Annotated in this window: 20 protein-coding genes; 2 read left to right on the top strand and 18 right to left on the bottom strand. The window is 70.0% G+C overall.

The features are described 5' to 3' along the window. The first annotated feature begins 32 nt into the window (after positions 1-32). The gene (locus HL054_RS06445) at positions 33-1,883 is read left to right on the top strand and encodes a phosphoenolpyruvate carboxykinase (GTP) (RefSeq protein WP_369138023.1); all 1,851 of its coding nucleotides are present in this window, start codon (positions 33-35) and stop codon (positions 1,881-1,883) included. 678 nt (positions 1,884-2,561) lie between these two features. On the opposite strand, the gene HL054_RS06440 is transcribed toward HL054_RS06445, so the two are convergent. The 12 genes from HL054_RS06440 to HL054_RS06385 form a co-directional block, all read right to left on the bottom strand. Beyond that, positions 2,562-3,578 carry a ketopantoate reductase family protein gene (locus tag HL054_RS06440; protein ID WP_369138022.1) on the bottom strand — a complete coding sequence of 339 codons (1,017 nt, stop codon included), beginning with the start codon at positions 3,576-3,578 and terminating at the stop codon, positions 2,562-2,564. Between the two features lie 64 nt (positions 3,579-3,642). Beyond that, entirely contained in the window at positions 3,643-4,065 is a 423-nt protein-coding gene (locus HL054_RS06435; RefSeq protein ID WP_369138020.1) for an organic hydroperoxide resistance protein, read from the bottom strand. A 200-nt stretch (positions 4,066-4,265) separates the two neighbouring features. Then, a complete protein-coding gene (locus HL054_RS06430) occupies positions 4,266-5,606 on the bottom strand; it encodes an NtaA/DmoA family FMN-dependent monooxygenase (RefSeq protein ID WP_369138019.1) in 1,341 nt (446 codons plus the stop codon). A 168-nt stretch (positions 5,607-5,774) separates the two neighbouring features. Beyond that, complete coding sequence (locus tag HL054_RS06425; RefSeq protein WP_369138018.1) at positions 5,775-7,259, bottom strand: DHA2 family efflux MFS transporter permease subunit; 1,485 nt, start codon at positions 7,257-7,259, stop codon at positions 5,775-5,777. Between the two features lie 592 nt (positions 7,260-7,851). After that, positions 7,852-9,030 (bottom strand): thiolase family protein, encoded by a 1,179-nt coding sequence (locus HL054_RS06420; protein ID WP_369138017.1) that lies wholly within the window; start codon positions 9,028-9,030, stop codon positions 7,852-7,854. 278 nt (positions 9,031-9,308) lie between these two features. Further along, positions 9,309-9,932: a TetR/AcrR family transcriptional regulator gene (locus HL054_RS06415; RefSeq protein WP_369138015.1), complete on the bottom strand. Its 624-nt coding sequence runs from the start codon at positions 9,930-9,932 to the stop codon at positions 9,309-9,311. A gap of 159 nt (positions 9,933-10,091) precedes the next feature. Then, positions 10,092-11,660: a long-chain fatty acid--CoA ligase gene (locus HL054_RS06410; protein ID WP_369139072.1), complete on the bottom strand. Its 1,569-nt coding sequence runs from the start codon at positions 11,658-11,660 to the stop codon at positions 10,092-10,094. 271 nt (positions 11,661-11,931) lie between these two features. Further along, on the bottom strand, positions 11,932-12,633 hold the full coding sequence (locus tag HL054_RS06405) for an acetoacetate decarboxylase family protein (protein WP_369138014.1): 702 nt from the start codon (positions 12,631-12,633) through the stop codon (positions 11,932-11,934). Between the two features lie 195 nt (positions 12,634-12,828). Continuing rightward, on the bottom strand, positions 12,829-14,445 hold the full coding sequence (locus HL054_RS06400) for a flavin-containing monooxygenase (protein ID WP_369138012.1): 1,617 nt from the start codon (positions 14,443-14,445) through the stop codon (positions 12,829-12,831). Between the two features lie 198 nt (positions 14,446-14,643). Then, positions 14,644-16,095: a Re/Si-specific NAD(P)(+) transhydrogenase subunit beta gene (pntB, locus tag HL054_RS06395; RefSeq protein WP_369138010.1), complete on the bottom strand. Its 1,452-nt coding sequence runs from the start codon at positions 16,093-16,095 to the stop codon at positions 14,644-14,646. Beyond that, positions 16,092-17,627, bottom strand: coding sequence for a Re/Si-specific NAD(P)(+) transhydrogenase subunit alpha (locus tag HL054_RS06390; RefSeq protein WP_369138008.1), 1,536 nt, complete (start codon positions 17,625-17,627; stop codon positions 16,092-16,094). The genes pntB and HL054_RS06390 overlap by 4 nt, the downstream gene beginning before the upstream one ends. Before the next feature lie 79 nt (positions 17,628-17,706). Then, positions 17,707-18,468: an SDR family NAD(P)-dependent oxidoreductase gene (locus tag HL054_RS06385; protein WP_369138007.1), complete on the bottom strand. Its 762-nt coding sequence runs from the start codon at positions 18,466-18,468 to the stop codon at positions 17,707-17,709. Between the two features lie 208 nt (positions 18,469-18,676). Between HL054_RS06385 and HL054_RS06380 the strand changes: the two genes are divergently transcribed. Next, positions 18,677-19,063 carry a nuclear transport factor 2 family protein gene (locus HL054_RS06380; protein ID WP_369138006.1) on the top strand — a complete coding sequence of 129 codons (387 nt, stop codon included), beginning with the start codon at positions 18,677-18,679 and terminating at the stop codon, positions 19,061-19,063. A gap of 86 nt (positions 19,064-19,149) precedes the next feature. Here HL054_RS06380 and HL054_RS06375 read toward each other — a convergent pair whose 3' ends face one another. The 6 genes from HL054_RS06375 to HL054_RS06350 all read right to left on the bottom strand — a co-directional run bounded on the left by HL054_RS06375 (position 19,150) and on the right by HL054_RS06350 (position 25,492). Beyond that, positions 19,150-19,941: an enoyl-CoA hydratase-related protein gene (locus tag HL054_RS06375; RefSeq protein WP_369138005.1), complete on the bottom strand. Its 792-nt coding sequence runs from the start codon at positions 19,939-19,941 to the stop codon at positions 19,150-19,152. Next, a complete protein-coding gene (locus tag HL054_RS06370; protein WP_369138004.1) occupies positions 19,938-21,194 on the bottom strand; it encodes an acyl-CoA dehydrogenase family protein in 1,257 nt (418 codons plus the stop codon). The genes HL054_RS06375 and HL054_RS06370 overlap by 4 nt, the downstream gene beginning before the upstream one ends. Before the next feature lies 1 nt (position 21,195). Next, entirely contained in the window at positions 21,196-22,245 is a 1,050-nt protein-coding gene (locus HL054_RS06365; protein WP_369138003.1) for a phosphotransferase family protein, read from the bottom strand. Further along, complete coding sequence (locus HL054_RS06360; protein WP_369138002.1) at positions 22,242-23,021, bottom strand: SDR family NAD(P)-dependent oxidoreductase; 780 nt, start codon at positions 23,019-23,021, stop codon at positions 22,242-22,244. The genes HL054_RS06365 and HL054_RS06360 overlap by 4 nt, the downstream gene beginning before the upstream one ends. A gap of 157 nt (positions 23,022-23,178) precedes the next feature. Continuing rightward, complete coding sequence (locus tag HL054_RS06355; RefSeq protein ID WP_369138001.1) at positions 23,179-24,129, bottom strand: LLM class flavin-dependent oxidoreductase; 951 nt, start codon at positions 24,127-24,129, stop codon at positions 23,179-23,181. A gap of 196 nt (positions 24,130-24,325) precedes the next feature. Then, positions 24,326-25,492: a sugar ABC transporter substrate-binding protein gene (locus HL054_RS06350; protein ID WP_369138000.1), complete on the bottom strand. Its 1,167-nt coding sequence runs from the start codon at positions 25,490-25,492 to the stop codon at positions 24,326-24,328. Positions 25,493-25,572 lie beyond the last annotated feature (80 nt).

Genomic DNA, 25,572 nt, shown 5'->3' with positions numbered 1-25,572 from the left:
TCGTTCCATCCCCACGGGAAGCAGGTGAGTTCGTGAGCGCCGTCGACGCCGTTCTCGATCGAGCAGGACTGACCAACAGCCGGGTCCGCGAGTACGTGCGGCACTGGTTCGAGCTGACCGGCGCCGAACGGCTCGAGGTGGTCAACGCCGCCGACGACGGGCGGCTCATCGAGGAGGCCCTGGCCGCCGGCGAGCTCTCCCCCGCCGGCGAGGGCCGCTACTACTCCCGCAGCCACCCGAAGGACACCGCGCGCTCCGAGGAACGCACCGTGGTGGCCACCAGCGACCCCACCGACGCCGGGGTCTACAACAACTGGCGCCCGGCCTCGGAGATGAAACCGCTGCTCGAGAGCCGGATGCGGGGCGCCTCGGCCGGCAAGACCATGTACGTCGTCCCCTACCTGATGGCCCCACCCGGCTCGCCGCTGGCGGGCTTCGCCACCGGCGTCGAACTCACGGACGCCCGGACCGTGGTGTTGCACATGATCCGGATGGGCAGGGTCGGCGTCGAGCACGTGAACGACCTCGCCGACCCGGGCAGCTTCGTCCGCGGCGTGCACGTCACCGGCGACCTGGAGAAGCTGGGCCAGGGGACGCCGGCCGACGAGCGCTACTTCGTCACGGTCGCCGACGAGCGGACGATCCTGCACTACGGGTCCTCCTACGGCGGCAACGCGCTGCTGGGCAAGATCGCGCACGGTCTGCGGCAGGCGGCCTACGACGGCTGGGTCTCCGGCGAGTTCCTCGCCGAGCAGTTCCTGCTGCTGGGCATCACCGACAAGGAGACCGGCCGCACGTACCACGTGTGCGGCGGCATGCCGAGCGCCTCGGGCAAGACCAACCTGGCCATGACGCTGCCCCCGGACGTCCTCGGCGACCGCTATCGCGTCGACTTCTACGGCGACGACATCGCCTGGCTGCGCGTCGATCCGCAGGACGGCCGCGTCTACGCGATCAACCCCGAGTTCGGGGTCTTCGGGGTCGCCAAGGACACCAACGAGGACACCAACCCCACCGCGGTCGCGGCGATCGCCCCCGGCACCGGCACGATCTTCACCAACGTCGCCTACAACGCCGACACCCAGGACGTGTGGTGGGAGGGGAAGACGCCGCAACCACCGGCCGACGTCACCGGCTGGCGGGACTGGACAGGTGCGCTGGTCTCCGACCGGCCGGAGGGCGCCGAGTCCTCCCCCTGGGCTCACCCGAACAGCCGGTTCACCACCACCCTGGCCAACGTGCCCAACATCGCGCCGGACTACGAGAAGCCGCAGGGCGTGCCGATCGACGCGATCATCTTCGGCGGGCGCACGCGTGACCGGGAGCCGCTCGTCCGCGCGATCACCGACCTGGCCGAGGGGGTCTACGACGGCCTCACGCTGGGCGCCGAGGCGACCTTCGCCGCAGAGGGCACCGAGGGCGTGCTGCGGTACGACCCGATGTCGATGCGCCCGTTCATGGCCGTCCCGGAAGGGCGCTACGCCGCGCTGTGGCTGAAGATCATCGGCTCGGCGACCAAGCAGCCGCTGTTCGCCCACGTCAACTGGTTCCAGCGTGACCCCGAGGACGGCCACTTCCTGTGGCCCGGGTACCGGGACAACCTGCGGGCCCTGCTCTGGCTGATGCAGCTGCGGGACGGCGAGGTGACCGGCACCAGCACGCCGGTCGGCATCGTGCCCACCCCCGACGAGCTCGACCTGCGTGGCATGGAGCTGCCGCCGGGCGACCTCGAGCGGTTGCTGACCATCGACACCGCCCGCTGGCAGCAGGAGATGACCCACCGCGAAGAACACCTGAACCTCTTCGAGGGGCTGCCCGAAGAGATCTGGACAGCACACCACCGCGTCACCAAGGCCCTCCGGTCCGCCGATGCCGGCGGCTGAGGCACCGGGACGTTCGCGGCACTGGGCGGGAGGTGAGCGCCGCGCGCACGGCAGCTGCCTCCCGGAGCCATACGAGTGCTGCGCTCGGCAGCCCGCCGGACGTCGTGGTGCCCGCGACCGGCTCGACGAGGCTGTCGAGGGGTGGGCGCAGTCAGGCGCGTCGCCGTACCGGTTGTCGTACTGACGCCAGAGGCGGGCCGTCCACGCCGGACGACCCGCCTCTGGCCCGCTGTCCCACTGTCGGGCTGACAGGACTTGAACCTGCGACCCCTTGACCCCCAGCCACGAGCAGTCGTCCGTGAGCGTCCACCGACGTGCCGTTTTCGCAGGTCACATCGGCGCGACGTCCGCGACCATCCGCCCGGATCCGTGGTCGTACGCACCCCGTTGCTGTACCGGTTGCTGTACCAGCCCACCGGCCTGGCACAGCCGCGAACGGCTCGGCCGGCACGGCTGGCCGAGGTGTCGAACGTCCAGCCCGCTGCGCGCGCATCGGTCCGGTCATGTGCCTGGCGAATCTCGACCGCATTGGGTGCCAACCCCATCTGCACCGCTGCTACCGACAGCTCCTGCGGGATCACCCTGCTGCAGCTCGACCCGGCAGCAGGCTGGTCAGCCCTCAGCGACCACGGACGTCGGTGTCGGCGCACTGGCAGGAGATGCTCTTGATGCCCCTGATCACGCGATGTTGAGACGGCTGGCGAGCTCGCGCAGGGCGGTGGCGTCTTGGCCCTCTGCTTGGGCGCGCTGGCGGGCGTCGTCGAGGAAGTCGAGGTCCTGACGGTTCACCTTGCCACCGTGGTGGTAGGCGAAGAAGGCGGCCAAGTCGAGTGGCGTGGCCTGCTGAGTCATGTGCCGGAACATCTGCAGGACGCTCTGAGAGGTGGTCTGCTTGGCCGCAGCTTGGCCGGCGGCGCCGAAGACGGCCAACTGCTGGATCTCGCGCATGCTGTTCGCGCCGAGCTGCCAGGCCTCGTTCGTTGCGTCAACGTCGTCGAGGGACTGCCAGTCGAGGAGTCCCCAGGCGAGGATCGGGGCGAGGATGGCAAGACCGATCGCCGTCTCGCTGGCGGACGCGGTGCTCGCGGCGGGGATCCCGTTGCCGGTGTAGACGGCGGTGAAGGCCTCGGCGAGCTGTGGGGAGCTGTCGTCGATGAGGAACCCTGCCGGGCCGAGGTGCTTGACGGCGTAGTCCGCCTGGCCGAGCAGGTCCGCGTCGACGCTCGGATCGAGGGGCAGGTCCGCGGCGGCGACTTCGTGGATCAGGGCGTTGGTGCTGCCCATGGCGACCTGGTCCTCGGACAGGCCGGACTCGGCGAGGAACCAGGACACGACCCCGATGCCGACGGCGTTGAGGATGACGCCGGTGTTCGTGCCGCGGAACGCGCGTCCGATCTCCTTGACCGAGGTCAGGCCGGCTTCGGCGCGGAGAGAGGCGTTGTCGAGGGTGACGATGAGGAAGTCCAGCTGCTGGTCGGACAGGGCGGCTGGGTCGGTGATGACGTCGTAGCCGGAGAACCGGTCGAGGGTGTGGTCGTCGTAGGAGTACATGGCCTGTGGACGAGAGAGCTGTTCCTGGCGGTGCGGGCGGACGAGGAAGGTGACCTCGGCGCCGGCGCGCATGAGGTCGTAGGCGGCGTTGACGCCGACCGCTCCGGCCCCGACGATGCCGATGGAGGGGATGTTGTCCGTCATGAGCGTGGTCTTTCGTGTCGGGCTGGGCTTGGACATCCAGTGGGATTCGGCGGCCCGCAGGGGGTCAGTCGTCGCTGACGGAGATGGTGACCTCGATGTTGCCGCGGGTGGCATTGGAGTAGGGGCAGACCTGGTGGGCTGCGTCCGCGAGGGCCTGTGCTCGGTCGTGGTCCACGTCCGGGATGACGACTTCGAGGTCGACGGCCAGCACGAATCCACCCTGTCCGTCGGGCCCGATGTGGACTCGGCTACCGACGGAGGAGTGTGCGATCGGCACCTTCTGGGTCCGGGCGACCATCTGCAGTGCGGAGTGGAAGCATGCCGCGTACCCGGCCGCGAACAGCTCTTCCGGGTTCGCTCCGCCGCCCGCACCCCCCATCTCCTTCGGGACCGCCAGGTCCATGTCGAGGGTTCCTGTGGTGGTGGCGACGTGGCCGCTTCGGCCGGCGCCGGTGGCAAGAGCTTCAGCGGTGTAGCTGGCGTCCATGACGAGACCTTTCGAGGGTGGGACAGCTCGGCGAGGGGGTCGGAGCACTTCGTGATGGGGGAGGCCGCCGACGATGCGGGCAGCGGACGTTGCCCGCTGCCGGTGTTGCTGGAGGTCGGCAGCGGGAGGGACGTCTGCGATCAGGAGGGTCCGTCGCCCGTGCAGGACGGCTGAACACCTCCAGCTCCTGACGAGCCGGATCAGCGTTCTTTGTCTGCGGTCAGTCGCGGGTCCAGGCCGATCTGCTCCGGCAGGCCCAGGTGGTCGCGCAGCGTCGCTCCCTCGTAGTCGTCGGGGCGGAGACCGCGCCGACGCAGGACGGGCACGACCTGGTCCACGAAGGCGTCCATCCCGTCGTGCAGGTCGTCGATGATCACGGAGAAGCCATCGGCGGCACCGGCCTGCACCCACTCCTGCAGCACGTCGGCGATCTGCTCGGCCGTTCCCACCAGGGACGGAGCCTGGTCGAGGACTCCGTGACCGAGGATCTCGTGCGGTGTCCGCCCCTGACGGGCGAGCTCCAGGGCGTAGCCGGCTTGGGCGGCGCCGGGGTGCGGGCGGAGGGCCCCGATCTGGGCGCTGGTGAGCGGCTTGTCCCGATCCGCCGGGTCCAGGCGCAGCCCGAGGACGGCCGACAGGCGCATCAGCCGTCCCTCGATCCCGGCAGCCTCCTCCAGCACCATGCGTCGCTGGACCGCCTCCTGGAGGGTGGTACCGACGGTGAGGGCGAAGAAGTTGAGGAACTTCACCTCATCCGCGTCCCGACCGGCATCCACGGTCATCGAGCGCATCATGGCGCGTTGGGCCTTGGCCTCCTCCATGGAGGTGGCGTGAGCGATGATGCCGTTGGCGTACATGGCGGCGGCCTGCACACCGAGGCCACTGGCGAAGGGCATGAAGATCACCGGCTGCCCCTGCTCGGAGGGCGGGATCTGCAGTGGCCCACGCGAGGCGACGTGACGGCCCTGCAGGTTGACGGGGCGGATCTGTGTGGTGTCGGCGAACCGTCCGGTGGCCTTGTCGGGGGTGCCTGCGGCTCTGCCCCAGCTCCCCCACAGCGCCTGGGTGATCTGGATGGCCTCGTTGAAGCGTTCGTACTTCTCCTCGCGCGGCGGAACGGGCAGCCCGTAGTTGGCGAAGGCCTCCGGTTCGTAGCTGGGGATGGCCTGCCAGCCGGCGCGGCCATGACTCATCACGTCCAGCGCCCTGAGTTGACGGGCCAGTGTGTAGGGCGGGACGAAGGAGGTCGACAGCGTGGTGACCAGGCCGATCCGCCGGGTGGCGGGGGCGATCGCGGCCAGTGTCAAGGTCGGCTCCATCGTCACGATGGGCGGTCGCGACTCCAGGTCCCCCCAGATGAAGACCCGGTCGGGGAAGAAGAGGTAGTCCAGTCCGCCACGCTCGGCGATCTGGGCGGCGCGCACCCAGGCCGTCACGTCGCTGTAGGCGTTCGGATCAGCCGACGGCATCCGCCACGCTCCGGGGTGGTTGCCGTGCATCTCTCCCAGTACTGCTCCGAGCAGGAACGAGCTGTTGCTCATGTGACCGTCATGTCCTCGTGTCGTAGGTGGTTGACCCAGCGGGTCAGCGGGCGTGCGCTGGCAGGTCCACTGCGGTCCTGCCTGTCGTCTCCTTGGCCTGCTGCAGGCCAGGAGGTGGTGGTTCGGTACCGCCGGAGTCGGCGGTGCCGGGGTCGGTGAGCCGGCTGTTCAGTGCATGGACACGGGCACGGCCGCGGTGGCCCCTCGCTGCACGCGGGGTAGGAACAGGGCACCGACCGCAGCCACGGCGGTGAGCAGAGCGGCGGCGATGAAGGTCGCCCGCATGCCGTGCAGGGAGGCCACCGCTGTGGCCTCGGCGGACTCCGAGCCGCTGACCAGGGTCAGCACGGCGATCAGGACTGCGATGCCGGCGGCCCCGCCCAGCTGCTGCAGGGTGTTGAGCACGGCACTGCCGTGGGGGTAGAGGTCCTCGGGCAGGGAGGCCATGGCCAGGGTGAACAGCGGTGTCCACATGAACGCCATGCCGATGGAGATCAGCAGGTGCATGGCCAGGACGACGGCGATGTGGGTGTCGGTGTCCACGGTGGACAGGAACCCCCACGCGGCGGTGGCCAGGACCGCGCCGAAGACGACCAGCGTCCGCGGGCCCACCGGCTCGTACAGCCGGCCCACGACGGCCGCGGTGAGGGCGATGGCCGCACCGCCGGGGATGAGCAGCAGACCGGTCTCCAGGACACCGAAGCCCAGGGCGTCCTGCAGGACCAGGGGCAGGACCACGTTGACCCCGAAGGCGGTCATCACCAGGAAGATGAAGAGGGCGGCGGAGAGGCTGAACCCGCGGTGGGCGAACACCCGCATGTCCAGCACTGCCGCGTCCCGGTGCTGCAGCTGCCGCTGGCGCAGCACGAACGCCGCGATCCCCGCCACGCCCACCACGAAGACGACGCCGGAGACGACCAGCGCCCGGCCGCCGCCGGACTCCGCCGCCGTCGACAGGCCGTAGAGCAGGGAACCGAAGCCGATCGCCGCCAGCACCAGCGACCCGATGTCGATCTGGACCGGCTTGGGGGTGGTGAGGTTGCGCATCTTCCACGCCCCCACCGCCAGGCCGAGCACGGCCAGCGGCAGGACCAGCAGGAAGATCCAACGCCAGCTCAGCTGCGCCACCACCACACCGGAGATGGCCGGGCCGATCGCCCCGGCCAGGGCGGGCACGGCGGTGGTCACCGCCATCATCTGCCCGCGGCGCCCCGCCGGCGCCAGCCCGAAGGCCGTCGTCATGAGCAGCGGCAGCAGGATCGCCGTCCCCACAGCCTGGATCACGCGCCCGGCCAGCAGCAGCTCGAAGCCGGGAGCCACGGCCGCGATCGCCGTCCCGAGGGTGAACAGGACCATCGTCGCGATGAACAGCGGACGGGTGGCGAAGCGCTGCATCAGGAAGCCGGTCGCCGGGATGACGACGGCCATGGTCAGCGCGTAGGCCGTTGTCAGCCACTGCCCGGTGCTGGCGGTGATCGCCAGCTCCGCCATCACCTGCGGCAGGGCGACGCCCATGACCAGCTCGTTCAGGACCGTGATGAAGGCCGCCCCCGCCAGCACGGTGACGACGATGACCTCATCGGGGGTCAGGCGGGTCTTCAGGTCGGCCGCTGGTGCAGGAGGCGAGGTCGGCAGGTCGGTTTGCTGGGTCATGCAGGAAGTCCTCGCCAGGTCTCGACAGCTCGCGAAGACTGCCTCCGCTGCCGACTTAAAGTACATGTGTCCGGAAAATAATCCCGTCCGCCGTACGAAGTGCCGGAGCGTTCATCCGAGCGGCCGATCCACACCCACCCACGACCAGCGGCGCGGCAGGCCGCACCGCCCACGAGGCGACACGAGCGCAATCGCTCTCACCTGCTGGACGTCGACGAGGACTTCTCCAGCCGATGGGCGTTGGCGCTTCCCTGGACACCATCGCCGAGCGACCGGCGCGTGCCCCCGCACGCTCCGATGGCCTTCCGACCCCGCAACGCGCTGATCGCACCCTCATCAGGCCCGCTACGACGAGCTGTTCGCTCGCTCCGACCCACCCAGCGCGAGGTCGAGGACCCCGGCGTGGCCCGAGCAGTGGCCGCGCGCGCTGACCCAGTACCTGACCGCCTCGGACGGCCTTCCCCGTCCCCTCGAGATCGCGCTCGGAGATCTTCCCGCTGGCGTTCACCTGCCAGACCGTCACCACCGCCACCGACGACGTCCCGACGGCGACAGTTCCGGCGAGGCGGGGTCGAGGGCTGTCCGACTTCTCTCAGACGCGTTCGATGATCGTGGCGTTGGCCAGCCCACCGGCCTCGCACATCGTCTGCAGGCCGTACCGGCCGTCGGTGTCCTCGAGGTGGTGCAGCATCGTCGTGAGCAGGCGGGTGCCCGAGGAGCCCAGCGCGTGGCCGAGGGCGATGGCGCCTCCCCGCGGGTTCAGCCGCTCAGGGTCGGCCTTCAGCTCGTGCGCCCAGGCGAGCGGCACCGGCGCGAACGCCTCGTTGACCTCGTAGGTGTCGATGTCATCGATGGTGAGCCCGACCCTGGCCAGCGCCCGCTCGGTGGCCGGGATCGGCGCAGTCAGCATCAGCAAGGGGTCGTCGCCGGCCAGCGCGAAGGAGTGGAAGCGCGCTCGTGGACGGAGTCCGAGGGCCTTGGCCGTGTCCTCGCCCATGATGAGGACTGCGGACGCGCCGTCGGTCAACGGGGAGGAGTTCCCCGGTGTGATGCGCCAGTCCACATGTGGGAACCGCTCGCGGGCGGCCGGTGTGGCGAACGACGTCGGCAACCCGGCGAGCTTCTCAGGAGTCGTGGCCGCCCGGACAGTCTGGTCGGACGTGTGCTCACCGCCCTCGACGGACACCGGGACGATCTCCCGGTCGAACGCCCCTGCCTGACCTGCCGCTCCGGCCAACCGGTGCGACCGCGCCGCGAAGGCATCGAGCTCCTCGCGCGAGATTGACCACTTGTCGGCGATCAGCTCAGCGGAGATGCCCTGGTTCACCAGACCCTCGGGGAACCGTCGCGACATCGCCGGACCGTAGGGGTCCTCCCCCATGCCCGGTGTGCCCATCGGAACCCGACTCATCGACTCCACCCCGCAGGCCACCACGATGTCGTACGCGCCTGCCATCACGCCCTGAGCCGCGAAGTGGGCAGCCTGCTGACTGGAACCGCACTGGCGGTCCACCGTGGTCGCCGGAACCGACACCGGCCATCCTGCGGCCAGCACGGCCTGCCGCCCGATGTTGAGCGACTGCTCGCCTGCCTGGCCCACGCAGCCGGCGATCACGTCGTCGATGCGGCCGGGATCGAGGTCGTTGCGCTCGGCCAGCTGCCGCAGCACTGCGGCGAGGAGGTCTACGGGGTGCACACCGGACAGCACGCCACCAGGCTTTCCTCGCCCCGAACCAGTACGGACCGCATCGACGATGACGGCATCTCTCACGATGTTCCTCCCGGAGACCGACGGCCCGCTATTTAGCGTTCGCTAGATAAGTATCGATCGTCATCTGCGAGTCGTCAAGGTCGGCCGGGTGCACGGCCGACCAGGTCACCGCCGAATGCTGCGCCTGCTGCCTGGCGTGACGCCTGACCGGTCGGCGGGCTGCTCCTGCCGGACGTGCCCTGGCCCGAGTGCCCGAGCTCAGAGGCCATCGCCGGCCGCGGACCGCCACCGCTGTTGCAGACAGCCCCCCGTGCCCGAGGGAGTCGATCGGACCGGGTCTACTGCGCTCCGCCGCGCGCGACGAGGCGGACAGCGCTCCGGGCGTACCTGTCAGCGATCTCCGTGGCACTCAAGGGACCGGAGGAGTGGTACCAGTCCACGATCCCGTTGCACATGCCGAGCACGAGCCGTGAGCTGAAGTGAGCGTCATCGGTCTCGAAGGCACCCTCGGCGACGCCGTCCTCCAGCAGGCCGACCAGCGTCTCGTCCACGACCGACCGCTTGGCCACGTACTGCGCGCGGAGGTCGCTCGTCAGGAACCGGAACTCGTCGTGGAGTGTCGCGAGATCGCGCTCGAGCGTGTTGTGCAGGACGACCGCGGTGACGAAGTTCGTGAACCGCGCCTCGGTGTCCTGACCGGCCTCCTCGAGACCGTCACGGATCCGGGCCAGGAGGTCGTCCATCGCGATGTCGAGCAGGGCGAAGAGGATGCCCTCCTTGTTGCCGTAGTGGTAGTACAACGCCGGCATGGTGAGGCCCACGCCTGAGGCGATCCCCCGCACGGTCGTCCCGTGGTAGCCGAGTTCCTGGAGGTTGGCGAGGGCGGCCGCCAGGATGGGCGGCAGCGGCTCACCCTCCCGCGTCCGCCACGAGCCGTCGGAACCGGATGTCGACGTGCCCACTGCCACCTCGGCCCCGTTCGACGATCCTGCCCCCGGGTCAAGCCCAGACCTCCGCCCAACCTATCCGAAGCCGACGGCGCCGGCTGCAGATCCCGCCTCGCGCGTCGAGTCCGCCGACCTGGCTGGTCGGGCTGCAGCCTGCCGTGTGGCAGCCGGCGGTCACGGGATGCTGTCGGCCCAGGCGTTGAGGACCTTCTTGTCGTACTTGCCCGTGCTCGTCCTGGCGATCTCGTCGACTGTCTGGAAGTGCTCCGGGACCCACCACCGAGCCACCCGGCCCCTCAGGAACTCCTTGAGGTCATCATGACTGGCTGGAGCACGCAGCACGACGAAGGCGAGTGGTCGTTCACCCCACCGCTCGTCGGGAACGCCGATCACCGCCGCTTCGCGTACTGCCGGGTGAGCCATCAAGGCCACCTCCAGGTCCTGCGAGGAGATCCACTCGCCCCCGGACTTGATGACGTTCTTCGCCCGATCGGTGATCCGCAGGTACCCGGCGCTGTCGATGGTGCCGACGTCACCAGTGCGGAGCCACCCGTCGTGGACGGCCTCCGCGGTGGCCGCCGGAGCGTTGAAGTACGCACCGGTGACGGCGGGGCCACGGACCTCGATGTCACCGACCGTGGCCCCGTCGTGCGGCAGGACGTCGCCCACCGGGTCGACGACGCGGAGCTCGTACAGGGGCGAGACGCGACCACCCGTCCTCCGACGTTCCGACTTCACGGACTCCGGGTCACCCGGCTGGTCACGTCCGACGGTGGCGCCGGGGAAGATCTCGGTCATCCCCCAGCCACGGATGACCTCGACCCCGAACTGCTCCTCGTACCGTTCGATGAGGCTGTCCGGAACGGCCGTGCCACCGCACAGGACGGTGTGCAGGCTCGACAGGTCCACGGGTCGGTCGTCGGGCCGGCGGCTGTCGACGTGGTGGAGGAGGTCCAGCCACAGCGTCGGCACGCCTGAGGACCACGTCGCCTGCTGGTCCTCGATGAGCCGGGCGACCACGCCTGGCTTCAGGTGCCGCCCCGGCAGGATGAGGTCACACCCCACCAGGCCGGACACGAACGGCAACCCCCACCCCAGGGCGTGGAACAGCGGGACCAGTGCCAGCACGCGGTCACGACTGGTGATGCCGTAGACGTCGGCTCCCGACATCGCGAGTGCGTGCAGGACGATGGACCGGTGGGAGTACAGCACCCCCTTCGGGTCTCCCGTGGTCCCCGAGGTGTAGCAGAGCGCAGCAGCCGACCGTTCGTCGAACTCCGGCCAGGGGAAGTGCGGGCTCTCCTGCGCCAACAGCTCCTCGTAGTCGAGAGCGTCCGGTAATTCGGCACAGCGCTCCCCTGCGTCGTCGAGCACGATGACGTTCGTGACGGTCTTGAGCTCCGGCCGGACCTCGGCGAACTGGGCGGCGAGCGAGCTCTCGACGATCACGACGCCGTCCCCGGCGTGGTTCACGGTGTAGGCGAGCTGGTCGTCGGCCAGACGCAGGTTCATCGTGTGCAGCACCGCGCCCATGCACATGACCGCGAGGTACACCTCGAGGTGCTGGGCGTTGTTCCACGCCAGCGTGGCGACCCGGTCACCGGGGCGGACCCCCAGGCGCTGCAGGGCGTGCGCCAGTCGGCCGGCCCGTGCGACCACGTCGCGGAAGTCGCGTTCGACGCACTCGCCCGTCTCCGGGTCGACGAGTGTCACGACCTTCTTGGCTCCGTGGACCCCCGCCATCCGGCGGAGGACGTGCTGGACGGTCAGCGGGAAGTCCATCATGAGGCCGGGGAGGGTCACCGCCTCGTCGTCCACTGCTGCCTGCCTGTGCTGCGTCATTGCGGGCACGTCCTCTTCTGGGTGCTGTGGCGATGATGGGTGACGCGACGGTCCACGGTGACCCGCCGACGCTCCCTCGCGCGGTTGGCGGACGGGACCGCCGTTCCCCTCGATCCGTGGCGCTCGACGGGTCAGCGTCCGGCGCCACCGTCCCTCCGACGTCGGAGGACGGTCAGTACTCGGTGAGGATGTACGGGCCGGTCAGAGCGCTGTGCCCGCCGACGTTGTAGTTCGTCTCGATCACCTCGCGCACCGGCAGGATCGACCAGTCGTCACCCGGGTCGCCGCCGATGAGCCTGAGCACGGCAGATCCCGTCCAGAACACCATGTCGTCCGGGTCGGGAGGGTCGCTGCGTCCGCCGAGCAGGACGTTCTGCTTCCCCGCGTTCTCCCAGGGCGGACGGCGAGCCACCGAGGTGGAGCCGGTGAACCTCCCGACGGGCCGCTCGACCCGCCGCTCCAGCCGGACCTGCAAGCGGGCGAAGTCCTGGCCGTGCCGGCCCGCAGCGATGGTGAGCACGTCGCCGTCCCAGACCATGCTCGCCTCACCCACCTGGAGGGGCATGCCCCACTGCTCACGTCCTGCGGCGGTGCCGGGGAAGCTGGTCTTGATCCCGGTGAGCCGATGCAGCACGGTCTGGCCCTCGAAGACGGCCAGCATGCCGAGGTAGACCCCGACGTAGGGCCCGAACGTGCTGCGCGCGTGGTGCACAGCCGTGACGACGGCCAGAGCCGGCCCGTCGGGGAGTTCGAGGACCGGCGGGAGCAGGGGCTGCAACGCCTCACGGTCGGTGCGGAAGACGACCTGGACCTCCTCGCCCTTGTCGTAGTCCCACGGCAGGTCGTGGTAGGCACGGCCGATCATGTCTTCCATGCGATCTCTCCCTTCGAGAAGGAACCGGGTCATCTGACACAGAGGCGTCCATGTCCGCGCCAGCCACGACGAGACTGGCCGACTGTCCGGCGTGCTGTCGGGGCGTCGAACCGCGACGTCGGCGCCAGGGGGACGAGGACGTGCACCCCGACGGGGGCGGCAGGGATGGTGCGGCCGCCTCCGTCGACGACCCGGCTAGCGGAGCTCGAACTCAGGGAAGCCGGCCGCGGCCGATTCCTCCATGCGCCTCGTGGCCTCCGGGATGCCGCCGGCGTACTGGGTGAAGACCTGCTTCTTGCCGGGGATGTTGCCGCCCGTGTACCAGTTGTGCTTGTACTTCATGATGGCCACGTCGGCCACGAGGTCGAGGGCGTGCTCGACCCATTCGGCGGCAGCGTCGGGAGTCGTCGCGACGGTGTTGCTGCCGATCCGCTCGGCGTATTTGATCAACTCGGTGATGAAGTTGACCTGGGGCTCGGTGCCGCGGGGGACGTTGCCGATGCCCACGTGGGGCCCACCGGTGATGAACAGGTTCGGGAACCCGGGCAACCCGACGCCGAAGACCGTCTGCGGGCCGTCGGCCCAGGCGGCGACCAGCTCGAGACCGTCCTCGCCGCGCACGTTGAGCCGCTCCATCGCCCCGGTGACCGCATCGAAGCCGGTGGCCAGTACCACGATGTCGAAGTCGAAGCTCCGCGCCGTCGTCTCGATCCCGGTGGGGGTGAACTCGACGATCGGCGTCTCGTGCAGGTCGATGAGCTCGACGTTGTCCTGGTTGTAGACCTCGTAGTAGTTGGTCTCCATCGGCGGCCGCTTGGCACCGAACCCGTGGTCCTTGGGGATGAGCTTCTCGGCCACGACGGGGTCCTTCACCCGTGACCTGATCTTGGCCGCGACGAACTCACACCAGGTCTCGTTCGCCTTCGGGTTCGTCGGCATGTCGATGAAGTTGTTGCCCACCTTGGCCAGCCCCTCGTCGCGCCAGAGCCGCTCGAACTTCGCCTGACGCTCCTCCTCCGGGACCTCGAGGGTGTTGCGCTGGTCCGCTTCGTGCGGTCCGCCCAGGGGGTTGACGGCGATCTTGGCCCAGATCTCGTCGTACGACGCCTTGATCTCCGCCATCTCCTCCTCGGAGATCTCGCGGTTGTTCAGCGGGGTGACCCAGTTCGGCGTGCGCTGGAAGACGGTCAGGGACTCGGCGACCTCGGCGACCGCCGGGATGATCTGCACACCGGTCGACCCGGTGCCGATGACGGCCACCTTCTTGCCACGGAAGTCGACAGGCTCCTCTGGCCACAGCGAGGTGTGGTGCAGCGTGCCGGTGAACTTGTCCAGGTTCGGGAAGGGAGGCGTGTACGGCGCCGACAGCATGCCCACGGCAGGGATGAAGTACTTGGTCGTGACGACCTCACCCGTGGAGAGGCTGACGTCCCAGCGACTGGTCGACTCGTCGTAGACGGCGCCTTCCACCTTCGTGTTCAGCTGGATGTGGTCCCGTAGCTGCCAGCGGTCGACGACGTGGTTGAAGTACCGCTCGATCTCGGGCTGAGCCGGGAAGACCTCCGACCAGTTCCACTCGTCCAGCAGGCCCTTGTCGTGGAAGTACCCGTACGAGTAGGCCTCCGAGTCGAACCTGGCCAGCGGGTAGCGGTTCCAGTACCACGTCCCACCCACTCCCCCGCCAGCCTCGAAGAGCCGGACTCTCAGGCCGAGGTCCACGAGGCGCGACAGCTGGTAGATACCGGTGACACCGGCCCCCACCACCACGGCGTCGTAGTGCTCAGCGGTCGAGATCTCGGACTCGTGTGACATGAGGGACCTTCCTTGGCCTGTGCGGTTGGGCGACCCCGTTCACGGCGCCCTGAGACACCCATCACAGAATCTAAGATGTAGCGAGCGTTAAGTCAACCGATTCGATCGACGCCGGTAGGGCCTCGTCAGCGGATGCAACGCGATGCTCCCGGCCCAGTAGACCGTCGTGGGGAGTGACGCCAGGCGCTGGCTCGGCAGTCAGTCCTGGCGGCCGTGGCCCACGGTCGTACGGTCGGGCTTGGGAAGGGCGACCAGGATGTCCTCGACGCGTTCGCGGGCGTCGCCGAAGAGCATCCGGCTGTTGTCCCGGAAGAACAGCGGGTTCTGCACCCCGGCGTAGCCGGTGCTCATCGACCGCTTGAACACGATGACCTGGTCGGCTTCCCACACCTTGAGCACCGGCATGCCGGCGATCGGGCTGGTGGGGTCGTCGGTGGCGGCCGGGTTGACGGTGTCGTTGGCGCCGATCACGAGGACGACGTCGGTGCCGGCGAGGTCGTCGTTAATCTCGTCCATCTCCAGCACGATGTCGTAGGGCACCTTCGCCTCGGCCAGCAGCACGTTCATGTGCCCTGGCAGCCGGCCGGCGACCGGGTGGATGCCGAACCGCACGTCGGTGCCCCGGTCGGTCAGGTGCCGCACGAGTTCGGCGACAGCGCCCTGCGCCTGGGCCACGGCCATGCCGTAGCCGGGGGTGATCACCACCGTGCGGGCGTCGGCGAGCAGGTCGGCGACCTGGTCGGCGCTGACCTCGGTGTGCTCGCCGTAGTCCCGGTCGACCGCGGCGGCGCCCTCGTTGCCGAAGCCGCCGGCGATCACCGACAGGAACGACCGGTTCATCGCGGTGCACATGATGTAGGACAGGTAGGCACCGGAGGAGCCGACCAGTGCGCCGGTGAGGATCAGCAGGTCATTGCCGAGCAGGAAGCCCGACGCGGCAGCGGCCCACCCGGAGTAGCTGTTGAGCATCGACACCACCACGGGCATGTCACCCCCGCCGATCGAGGCGACCAGGTGCCACCCGAGCGCCAGGGCCAGCACCGTGACCGCGATCAGCAGCGGCAGGCTCGGATCGATCACGAACAGCACGGTGAGGACGACGAAGGCGACCAGGGCGCCGAGGTTCAGCATGTTGTGCGCCGGGAGCATCAGCGGGTTGGACTTGATCCGCCCTGAGAGCTTGAGGAAGGCGACGATCGAGCCGGTGACGGTGACCGCGCCGATGAACACCCCGATGACGACCTCGGCCGAGTGGATGCCGAGCAGGTCGCCGGCCACTTCGGTCTGCTCGTCGGCCCGAGCCTCGACCGACAGGTAGCCGTTCCAGCCCACCAGCACCGCCGCGGCGCCGACGAAGCTGTGCAGCATCGCGATCAGCTCGGGCATGCCGGTCATCTCCACCCGACGGGCCCGCCACAGCCCGATCACCGCGCCGACGAGCACGGCCGCGACGAGCAGGACAGCCCCGAGGGCGGAGATGTCGCGGGACGCCGCAAGCCCGACGGTGGCGACCAGGGCGATGGCCATGCCGGCCATCCCGTAGACGTTGCCGGTCTTGGCGGTCTCGTGCTTGGAGAGGCCGGCCAGGCTGAGGATGAACAGCAGGCCGGCGACGATGTAGGCGGCCGAGGCGGCGGTGACGGCGCTCATCGGGCCGGTCCTCTCGTGAACATGGCGAGCATGCGGCGGGTGACGGCGAACCCGCCGAACACGTTGATGCTGGCGAGCAGGATCGCGATCGTGGCCAGCGCGGTGACCACCGACTCGTCGTGGCCGATCTGCAGCAGGGCGCCGACGACGATGATCCCGGAGATCGCGTTGGTCACGCTCATCAGCGGGGTGTGCAGCGCGTGGTGCACGTGCCCGATGACGTAGAACCCGACGACCACGGCGAGGGCGAAGACGGTGAAGTGCCCGATCAGCTCGTTCGGGGAGAACCCGGTGATCAGGAACAGCGCCGCTGCCGCGATGCCGACGACGACGAACTTCCGGGACGGCGGTCGTGGCGCCTTCGGCGCCAGCTCGATCGCCGCAGGGGGAGCCTGCACCGGGGCCGCCGACACCTGCACCGGCGGAGGCGGCCAGGTCGTCTCCCCGTCGCGGACCACGGTGATCGTCCGCTGGACGACGTCCTCGAAGTCCAGCACCAGCTGCCCGTCCTTGGCCGGGGTGAGCAGGGTGAGCAGGCTGACCAGGTTGGTGCCGTACAGCTGCGAGGCCTGCGCAGGCAGCCGGCCGGGCAGGTCGGTGTAGCCGATGATCGACACCCCGTTGTCGGTCACCACCACCTCGTCGGCCACCGATCCGGCCACGTTCCCACCCTGCGCGGCGGCCATGTCCACGATCACGCTGCCCGGCCGCATGGAGGCGACCATCTCCTTGGTGATCAGCAGCGGCGCCGGGCGGCCGGGGATCAGCGCGGTGGTGATGATGATGTCCACCTCAGCCGCCTGATCGGCGTACATCAGCGCGGCGCGGCGGTTGAAGTCCTCGCCCATCTCCCGCGCGTAGCCATCGGAGCTGGCCTCGGTCTCCCCGGCCGGCACCGCCACGTACTCCCCGCCCAGCGACCGCACCTGCTCGGCGACCTCCGGGCGCACATCGGTGGCCCGCACGATCGCACCCAGGCTGGACGCCGCGCCGATCGCAGCCAGCCCGGCCACGCCCGCACCGGCGACCAGCACCTTTGCCGGAGGCACCTTGCCCGCGGCGGTGACCTGCCCGGTGAAGAACCGGCCGAAGGTGTGCGCGGCCTCGATCACCGCCCGGTACCCGGCGATGTTGGCCATCGAGGACAACACGTCCATCGACTGCGCCCGGGAGATGCGCGGGACCGCGTCCACCGCGAGCGCGGTGATCGGCCGGGCCGCCAGCGCCTCGACCAGCGCCGGGTTGAACGCCGGAGCCAGCTGCCCGATCAGCGTCGCGCCGTCCCGCAGCAGCGCGATCTCCTCGACCGACGGCGCGTTCACGCGCAGCACGACGTCCGCGGCCCACGCCTCGGTCGCCGTCCCGATGCGCGCCCCCGCCGCCCCGTAGGCCTCGTCGGGGAAGCTGCTGGACTGCCCCGCCCCGGACTCGACGACCACCTCGTGACCGAGACCCACGAGCTTGGCCACCGTGGCCGGTGTCGCCGCGACTCGCGTCTCGCGGGCCGCGTTCTCGCCAGGTACTCCGATCATCACGCTGGTCTCCTCAGAGCCTGAATTCGTCCGGGTGGGGTCTCGTGCGGACCCCGTGTGCCGAGGCCGTGCGATCCGGTCAGTAGGCAGCGAGTCCGCCGTCGACGGTGAGCGTCGTCCCGGTCACGTAGGACGAGGCCGGGCTGGCCAGGAACAGCAGGGCGGCATCGAGCTCGGCCTGGGTCCCGAAGCGACCCAACATGCTGTGGTCGGCCACCATCGTGGCCAGGACCTCGCGCCCGTCGGCGGTCATCTCGGAGTCGAAGTAGCCCGGGCACAACGCGTTGACGCGGATGCCGCGCCGCTGGGACCACTCACCGGCCAGGTCGCGGGTCAGTCCGATCACCCCGGCCTTCGATGCGGCATAGCCGGCTTGGGGGAACCGCGGCGCGATCAGCCCCAGCACGCTGGCGACGTTGACGATCGATGAGCCCTCCACCATCCGGGGAGCGCATGCCTGCGCCATCCAGAACACGCCGTTGAGGTTGACGTCGACGATCCGGCGGAACCTCTCCGGCGTCTCCTTCAGCGCCCCGCCCACGTGCCCGAGGCCGGCGTTGTTGACCAGGACGTCGATCCGTCCCTGTGACTCCACCGCGGTCGCCGCGACACGTGCGCAGTCCTCAGGACTGCTCACGTCGGCCACGACGGTGTCCACCTTCGCCCCCGACGCGCGGAGCGTGTCGGCCAACGCCGCCAACCGGTCTTCCCGCCGGGCGGCGAGGACGAGGTTCGCACCCACACCGGCCAGTGCCCGGGCGAAGCCCTCCCCCAGACCACTGCTCGCCCCGGTGACGACGACGGTGCGCCCATCCAGTCGGAACAGATCGAGTGTGCTCATCTCGCGGTCCTCACTCCTCTTCCCCGGGGTGGGGTACGTGCGGCACGCGACCCACAGGCGGGGGCGTGACAGATCAGGTGTCCGCGACCCGAGGGCGCGCAGACAGACTCTGCGACACGTGGCGTGTACCGGTTCACCACGCTACTTAGCTATCGCTAGTTCAGCAAGACTCGGTAGAGTCGCCGTATCGAACCGAGAGGAAGTGGACATGGCCTCCACCGCACGACTGGTCGACCTCTACAGCGCTTACGCCGTGGGGCTGGACACGGCCGACACCCGGCTCTTCCTGAGCTGTTTCACCGACGACGCCGTCCTGGAGAGTCCCGCGAGAACGGTTCGGGGACACGAGGAGCTCACCGCCTGGATGTCGCTGTCCCGCCTCGGCGTCGTCCACCACTCGTTCAACGTCCTGGTGCTGGAGGAGTTCGATCAGGGCATCTCGAGTCGAGCGGACTGGGTGACGTACGAGGCGGGCGAGACGCTCTCCACGGGGACGTACCGCGACACGGTCCGCGTGGACGGGCAGGGAGTCCCGCGGTTCAGCCGTCGCGTCATCACGTACACCTGGCGACGCACACCTCCGACGCCGGCGTGACCGCTCGCGCCGACGCGGCCGGGTGGGAGCCGGACCCGTCGGCCCGGGCGGGTCCGGCTCTACGACTCACACCGCCACGGCGCGGTTCACCGTCCGGTCCATGCCGGCGGACGCTTCTCCACGAAGGCCTGGGCACCCTCGCGGGCATCGCGCGACCTTAACAGCCGCGCCATCTCCTGGTCCTGTCGCCGCCACAACGCGCCGCCCCACTCCGGGCCTGCCCCCGCCGCTGCGTGCATCATCGACTTCGTCACGGCCACGGCCAGCGGCGCGTTGGCCGCGATGCGACGGGCGAGTGTCAGCGCCTCGTCCACGACGTCGGACCGCGGGACGACGGCGTTGATCAGACCCCATCGGGCAGCGTCCCCTGCGGTCATCGGGTCACCGGTCAGCCCTGCCTGCAGGGCGACCTTGAGCGGCACCTGCCGCGGCAGGCGGATCGTCCCGCCGGCGGCGGCGTAGAGGCCGCGCGTCACCTCCGGCAGGCCGAACAGGGCGTCCCCGGCCATCACGGCCAGGTCGCAGGCGAGCACGATCTCGGCTCCCCCACCCATCGCGTGCCCGTTGACGGCCGCGATGACGGGCAGCGAGACGGCGTGCTGCACCAGACCGGCGAAGCCCCACTCGGGATGTCCGGGTGCCGTCAGGTCCTCCCCCGCGGCGATCCCCTTCAGGTCCGCACCGGCGCAGAACACCGGCCCGTCACCCGTGACGACGACGGCCCGCACCGCCGGGTCCGCGTCGGCGGCCTCGAGCGCCTCGCCCACCGCCGCGGACAGCTGGGCGTTGACGGCGTTACGGGCGTGCGCCCGGCGGAAGGTGATCAGGGCGACGCCGTCGGAGACGTCGCACGTAGCCAGTGGAGCGTCGGGGCTCATCGCGCGGCCTGCCTGCTGGCGGTGTCGCCCGAACGGGCCGGCGCCCCCGGGAGGACCGCCGGACGGACGCGCTTGAGCTCCTCGCGCGCGATGGTGCGCCGGTGGACGGCGTCCGGACCGTCGACGATGCGGAGGACCCGCGCCCACGCGTAGAAGTAGGCCAGCGGTGTGTCATCGCTGACCCCAGCCCCGCCGAACACCTCGATCGCCCGGTCGATGACGGCCGTCGCCACGGCGGGCGCGGCCACCTTGATGCCGGCGATCTCGCTCCTGGCGCCCCGCGCCCCGACCTGGTCGATGAGCCAGGCGGTCCGGTAGACGTACAGCCGGACCTGGTCGATCTCGATGCGCGACCGTGCGATCAGCTCTTGGACCACCCCCTGCTCGGCGAGCGGCTTGCCGAACGCCACCCGGCTCTGGGCGCGGTCGACCATCAGGGCCAGGGCCCGCTCCGCCATGCCGATCGCTCGCATCGCGTGGTGGATGCGACCGGGACCGAGCCGCGCCTGCGCGATGCGGAACCCGTCGCCCTCCTCGCCGAGCAGGTGGTCGGTGGGGAGCCGGACGTCGTCGAAGACGATCTCCGAGTGCCCGTGCTGGTCCTGGTAGCCGAAGATCGGCAGGTGCCGCTCGATGGTGACACCCGGGGTGTCCCGCGGGACCAGGATCATCGACTGCTGCCGGTGAGCTGCCGCGGTCGGGTCCGACTTGCCCATCACGATGAAGATCTCGCACCGCTCGTCGGCCACCCCGGTGATCCACCACTTGCGGCCGTTGACCACGTAGTCGTCGCCGTCGCGCACGATCGACGTCTGGATGTTGGTGGCGTCCGATGAAGCGACGTCGGGCTCGGTCATGGCGAACGCCGACCGGGACCGTCCCTCGAGCAGCGGCTCCAGCCACCTCGACTTCTGCGCGTCCGTGCCGAAGCCGATCAGCGTCTCCATGTTGCCGGTGTCCGGCGCCTGGCAGTTGATCGCCTCCGGGGCGATCACCGGGGACCACCCGGTGATCTCGGCGACCGCGGCGTACTCGACGTTGGACAGTCCGCCGAGGTCGGGCAGGAAGAGGTTCCACAAGCCGCGGCGACGCGCCGACGCCTTGAGGTCGGCCATGACCGGTGGGTGCGAGTGCGCACCGTGCTCGGCCAACTGCCCGGCCCACACCGGCTCAGCGGCGAACACCTCCTCGTTCATGAAGTCCCACATGCGAGCGCAGGTCTCCTGCGCAGTGCCGGACAGTGCGAAGTCCACGTCAGATCCCTTCCAAGGCGGCCAGTCCGGCCGTGGCTATGCGCTCGATCTCGTCGTCCAGCGGCCCGAAGTCCTGCCCGGCCATCTGTCCTGAGGCGACCCGGGAGGCGATGCCCTGGGCGATGCCGACGAACTTGTGATGTGCCAGCGCCAGGTAGGCCGGCAGATCGGACAGGTCCCAGCTCGAAGCGGCGGCGTACGAAGCGGTGACCGTGGCCCGGGTCGGGAACACGCCGGAGGCCGTGACAGCCGGGGTCAGCACGGGGGCCGGCTCGCCGGGCTCGGGCCAGTAGAAGAGCAGCATGCCGAGGTCGCAGAGCGGGTCGCCGAGCGTGGCCAGCTCCCAGTCCAGCACGCCGGTGATGTGGGGCGGCAGGCCGTCGGAGACCAGGCAGTTGTCCAGGCGGTAGTCGCCGTGGACGATCGAGATCGACTGCTGCTGCCAGGTGTGCGTCTGCAGGCGCTGGTGGAGTTCTTCGACGGCCGGTACGTCGTGGGTCCGGGACGCCTCGTACTGTCGGCGCCAGGTCTTCACCTGACGTGCCGCGAAGCCCTCCCCCCGGCCGAACTCGCCGAGCCCCACCGCTGCAGGTGACACCTCGTGCAGGGCTGCGAGGGTCGCGACGAGGTCGTCGACGAGCGACGCGACGTCGGCCGTCCGGCCGACCCACTCGGGCGGCAGCTCGTGGCTCACCGTCCGTCCGGGCAGCCGGCGCATCACGTAGAACGGCACGCCGAGCAACTCGCCGTCCGGGTCGAACACGACCACGTCGGCCACCGGGACGGCCGAACCGAGCAGCGCGCGCTGGACGGTGACCTCGCGTGCCATGTCGTGTGCTCCACGCAGGAGGGTGCCGGTGGGCGGCCGGCGGAGGACGAGGCTGCCGCCTCCGCTGGTCACCTCGAAGGTAAGGTTCGACTTCCCGCCGGTGATCAGTCGCGCCGTGAGGTCACGCCAGCTGTCGTCGCTCAGCCGGTCGGCGAGCAGCGCCCCGAGTGCCTCGGGGCGGACCAGCGCCTCGAGGTCCGCCTCGGTCGAGTCGACGCTCATCGCGGGGCCATCCGGATGGCCCCGTCGAGCCGGATGACCTCGCCGTTGAGCATCGGGTTGCGGACGATCGCGCTGAGCAGGTCCGCGTACTCCTCCGGCGCACCGAGCCGGGAGGGGAACGGGACCTGGGCGCCGAGCTCGTCGCGGACCTCTTGGGGCAGCTGACCGAGCAGCGGCGTCTCGAACAGGCCGGGGGCGATGGTCACCACGCGGATGGCTGAGGCCGCCAGCTCGCGCGCGATCGGCAAGGTCATGCCGGCGATGCCCGCCTTGGACGCGGCGTAGGAGGCCTGCCCGATCTGGCCGTCGAAAGCGGCGACCGACGCCGTGTTGACGATGACGCCGCGCTCCTCACCCTGGAGGTCGTTGCCGATCATGGCGTGCGCGGCGAGCCGGATCACGTTGAACGTGCCGACCAGGTTGACGCTCAGCACCCGTTCGAACCGCTCGAGGTCCACCGGACCACTCCGGCCGACGACCCGACTCGGGTCGCCGATGCCTGCGCAGTTGACCACGACCGACAAGTCGCCATCCCGATTGGCCTGTGCGACGGCACGAGTCACCGCTTCCGGGTCCCGCACGTCCGCAGTTGCGAACTCCAGCTCCGGCCAGGCCGCCGCCGCACGCAGCACGGATGCCTCCAGGTCGAGCCCCACCACGCGCATGCCGTCGTCCGCGAGCCGCCGGGCCGTAGCGAGGCCCAATCCCGACGCGCCGCCCGTCACGAGTGCTGATCGTCCTTTGACGTCCATGTCCATCTCCTCCTCTTCGGGCACCCACCTCACCGGCGAGCGCTCCCTGTGCTTGATCGGCGCCGAGCGGGCTGCCGGCCCCTCGGTCGTGAGGACGCGGTGTGGACGTCGGTGCCCGCGTCGGGCCGGTGAGGCGACCGCATGTCCAGCAGCCGGATCGGCCGACGACGTCGGCCCACGCTCAGCGATCGGCGCGTACGGGGTCCGCCGGGTCCGGTCGTGCCCCTGCTCGCAACTGGGGGACGACGTCGCGCGCCAGCGTGGCCACCACCCGGTCGCGGTGCTCCGGCGGAGCAGCGATCTGGAAGAGGACACGTCCGGCGCCGGCGTCGGCGTACTGCCGCACCCGGTCGACCACCTGCTCGGGCGTGCCGAGCGCCAGGTAGCGGTCGGCCAGCGGTGCGAAGTCCTGGGCGTAGGTCCTGCTCACGGTGTCCACACCCGTCTTCCTCGCCCAGTCACCGTCCGGGTCGACGCAGGTCCACAGGTAGGCGGCGCCGGAGACGTCGCCGGGTTCCCTCCCCGCCTCGACGGCAGCGACGTCGACGGCGTCCAGCGACCGGCGGAGACCGGACGGCTCGACCATGTACGGCATGAACACGTCGGCGTACCTGCCGGCTCTGCGGATGGCACCCGGCTTGCGGCCGCCCATCCAGATCCTGGGACCGCCCGGGGTCAACGGTGCAGGATCCAGCGTGACGTCGTGGAGGCTGGCGAACTCACCGTCGAAGTCGACCGTCTCGCCGCTGAACAGCCGGTGGAGGATCTCCAGGCCTTCGTCCATCCGGCGGAACCGCGTGGCCGGGTCGACCCCCACGGCGTGGAACTCGGCCGGGTACTCCCCACCAGCACCGACACCCAGCTCGAACCGGCCTCCCGAGACGATGTCGAGCGAGGCGGCCAGCTTCCCGGCCAGTGCGGCCGGGTAGAGCGGCAGCAGCGTGATGGCGCTGACCAGACGGATGCTCGTGGTGGCACCGGCAGCCGCGGCCAGCTGGATGAAGCTGTTCGGCATGGGGCCGTGGAAGAACAGGTGCTCGCCGCAACCCAGGTAGTCGAACCCGAGCCGCTCGGCCACCTGCGCGTCGCGGATCGCCGTGTCGAGACTCGACGTGTTCAGCCCGAGTTCCATCGACGTGGCCTCCTCCTCGAGACGGCGATCTGGCACCGTCCTGCTCGGTGCTCCCGGCCTGTGTCCGGCGGCGGGGTCGTCACGATGCGCGGCGTTCCGTGCCACAGCTGACCAACACGGACACCACCCGTCCCCTCATCCTCACGTCGTGGAGTCCTGGGGCGGCAGGTCGCTGCCCCAGAACGTGACCGGCTCCTCAGTCCTTGCCCCACAGGGCGAGGTACTGCTCTTTGAACCCCTGCGGCCCGGCCCAGTAGTCCACGTCGGCGCCGATGTTGTCCTCGGTGTACAGCTGGAAGGGCCGCACGGCGTGCTCGTCCTGGGCGGCGTCCATCCCGACGTCGAGTCGGGCCATCTGGTCGACCGCGGCGTAGACGGCGTCGTCGTTGCCGTAGGCGGCCCCGATCCCGTAGCTGCCGTCCCGGATGCCCTCGAACTGGTCGGTGGTCGGGTAACCGACGCCGATCTCCACGTCGGTCAGGCCCGCCGCGTCCAGCGCCTCACGCAGGCCCACGCCCGCCAGGCTGATGTCCATCGTCACGTACTTGATCTCCGGGTTCTTCCGGATCTCCGAGACGATGCCGGTCACCATGTCCCCGTTGACCACCTGCGGGGTCGAGAGCTTGAAGATGCTCAGTGAGCACTGCGGGCAGTTCTCCTTGAAGCCCGCCTCGACCTTGGCTCCGGACGCCGCCAGGATGGGGATGTCGGGGTACGTCACGAACAGCACACTGCCGGCGCCCTGGCTGTCGGCGATCGCCCAGTCCATCAGTGCGAGCCCGGACGCAGCGATGTTGTCCACGTTGGCGACGTTGCCGTAGATGCCGTTCGCCTCACCTTCGACCTCGCCCACCGAGGCGTTGAGGACGATGGGGACGCCTGCGGCCTTCGCCGCGTCGAGCCCCGGCCCGATCGCATCGACGCTCGTCGAGTTGATCGTGATGTAGTCGGCGCCGGCCGCGACAGCCTGCTTGATGGCGTTGCTCGTGCCCTGCGGGTCCGCCGCGTCCGTGGCAAGCACTCGGCTCTCCCACCCCAGGGCGCCCACCGCGTCCTTGAACGGCTGCTCCATCGGCTCCGACGTCGAGTTGTTGAACCGGATGAGGTAGGCGACCTTCCCCGCCTCGGGCGCGCTCGTCAGCGGGGTCGTGATGCCGATGTCGGAGATCTCCTCCAGATTGGGCTCCAACCTCTCGGAGGCGGCGGCCGCCGCGTCCTCGTCCACCTTCCCGCCACCGTCGGACGCCCCTCCGGAGGCACTGTCGGAGCCGCCCCCGCACGCCGCGATCGTGGTCAGCGTCGTTGCGAGAGCCGCGACCGCGATGGCCCTCTTGCTCGCCTTGCCGAGTCTGGTGCTCAACACAGCGCTTCCTTTCGGTTGGTGTAGCGAACTCCGGCAGCGGGCGCGCAGGAGGGGACGACGGGATCCCGACTGGGGATCCG

Origin of the sequence: Modestobacter versicolor, from assembly GCF_041028285.1 — a bacterium.
Classification (GTDB): Bacteria; Actinomycetota; Actinomycetes; order Mycobacteriales; family Geodermatophilaceae; genus Modestobacter; species Modestobacter versicolor_A.
The sequence above is the reverse complement of the archived record's forward strand: the minus strand, read 5'-3'. Positions and strand labels throughout refer to the sequence as shown.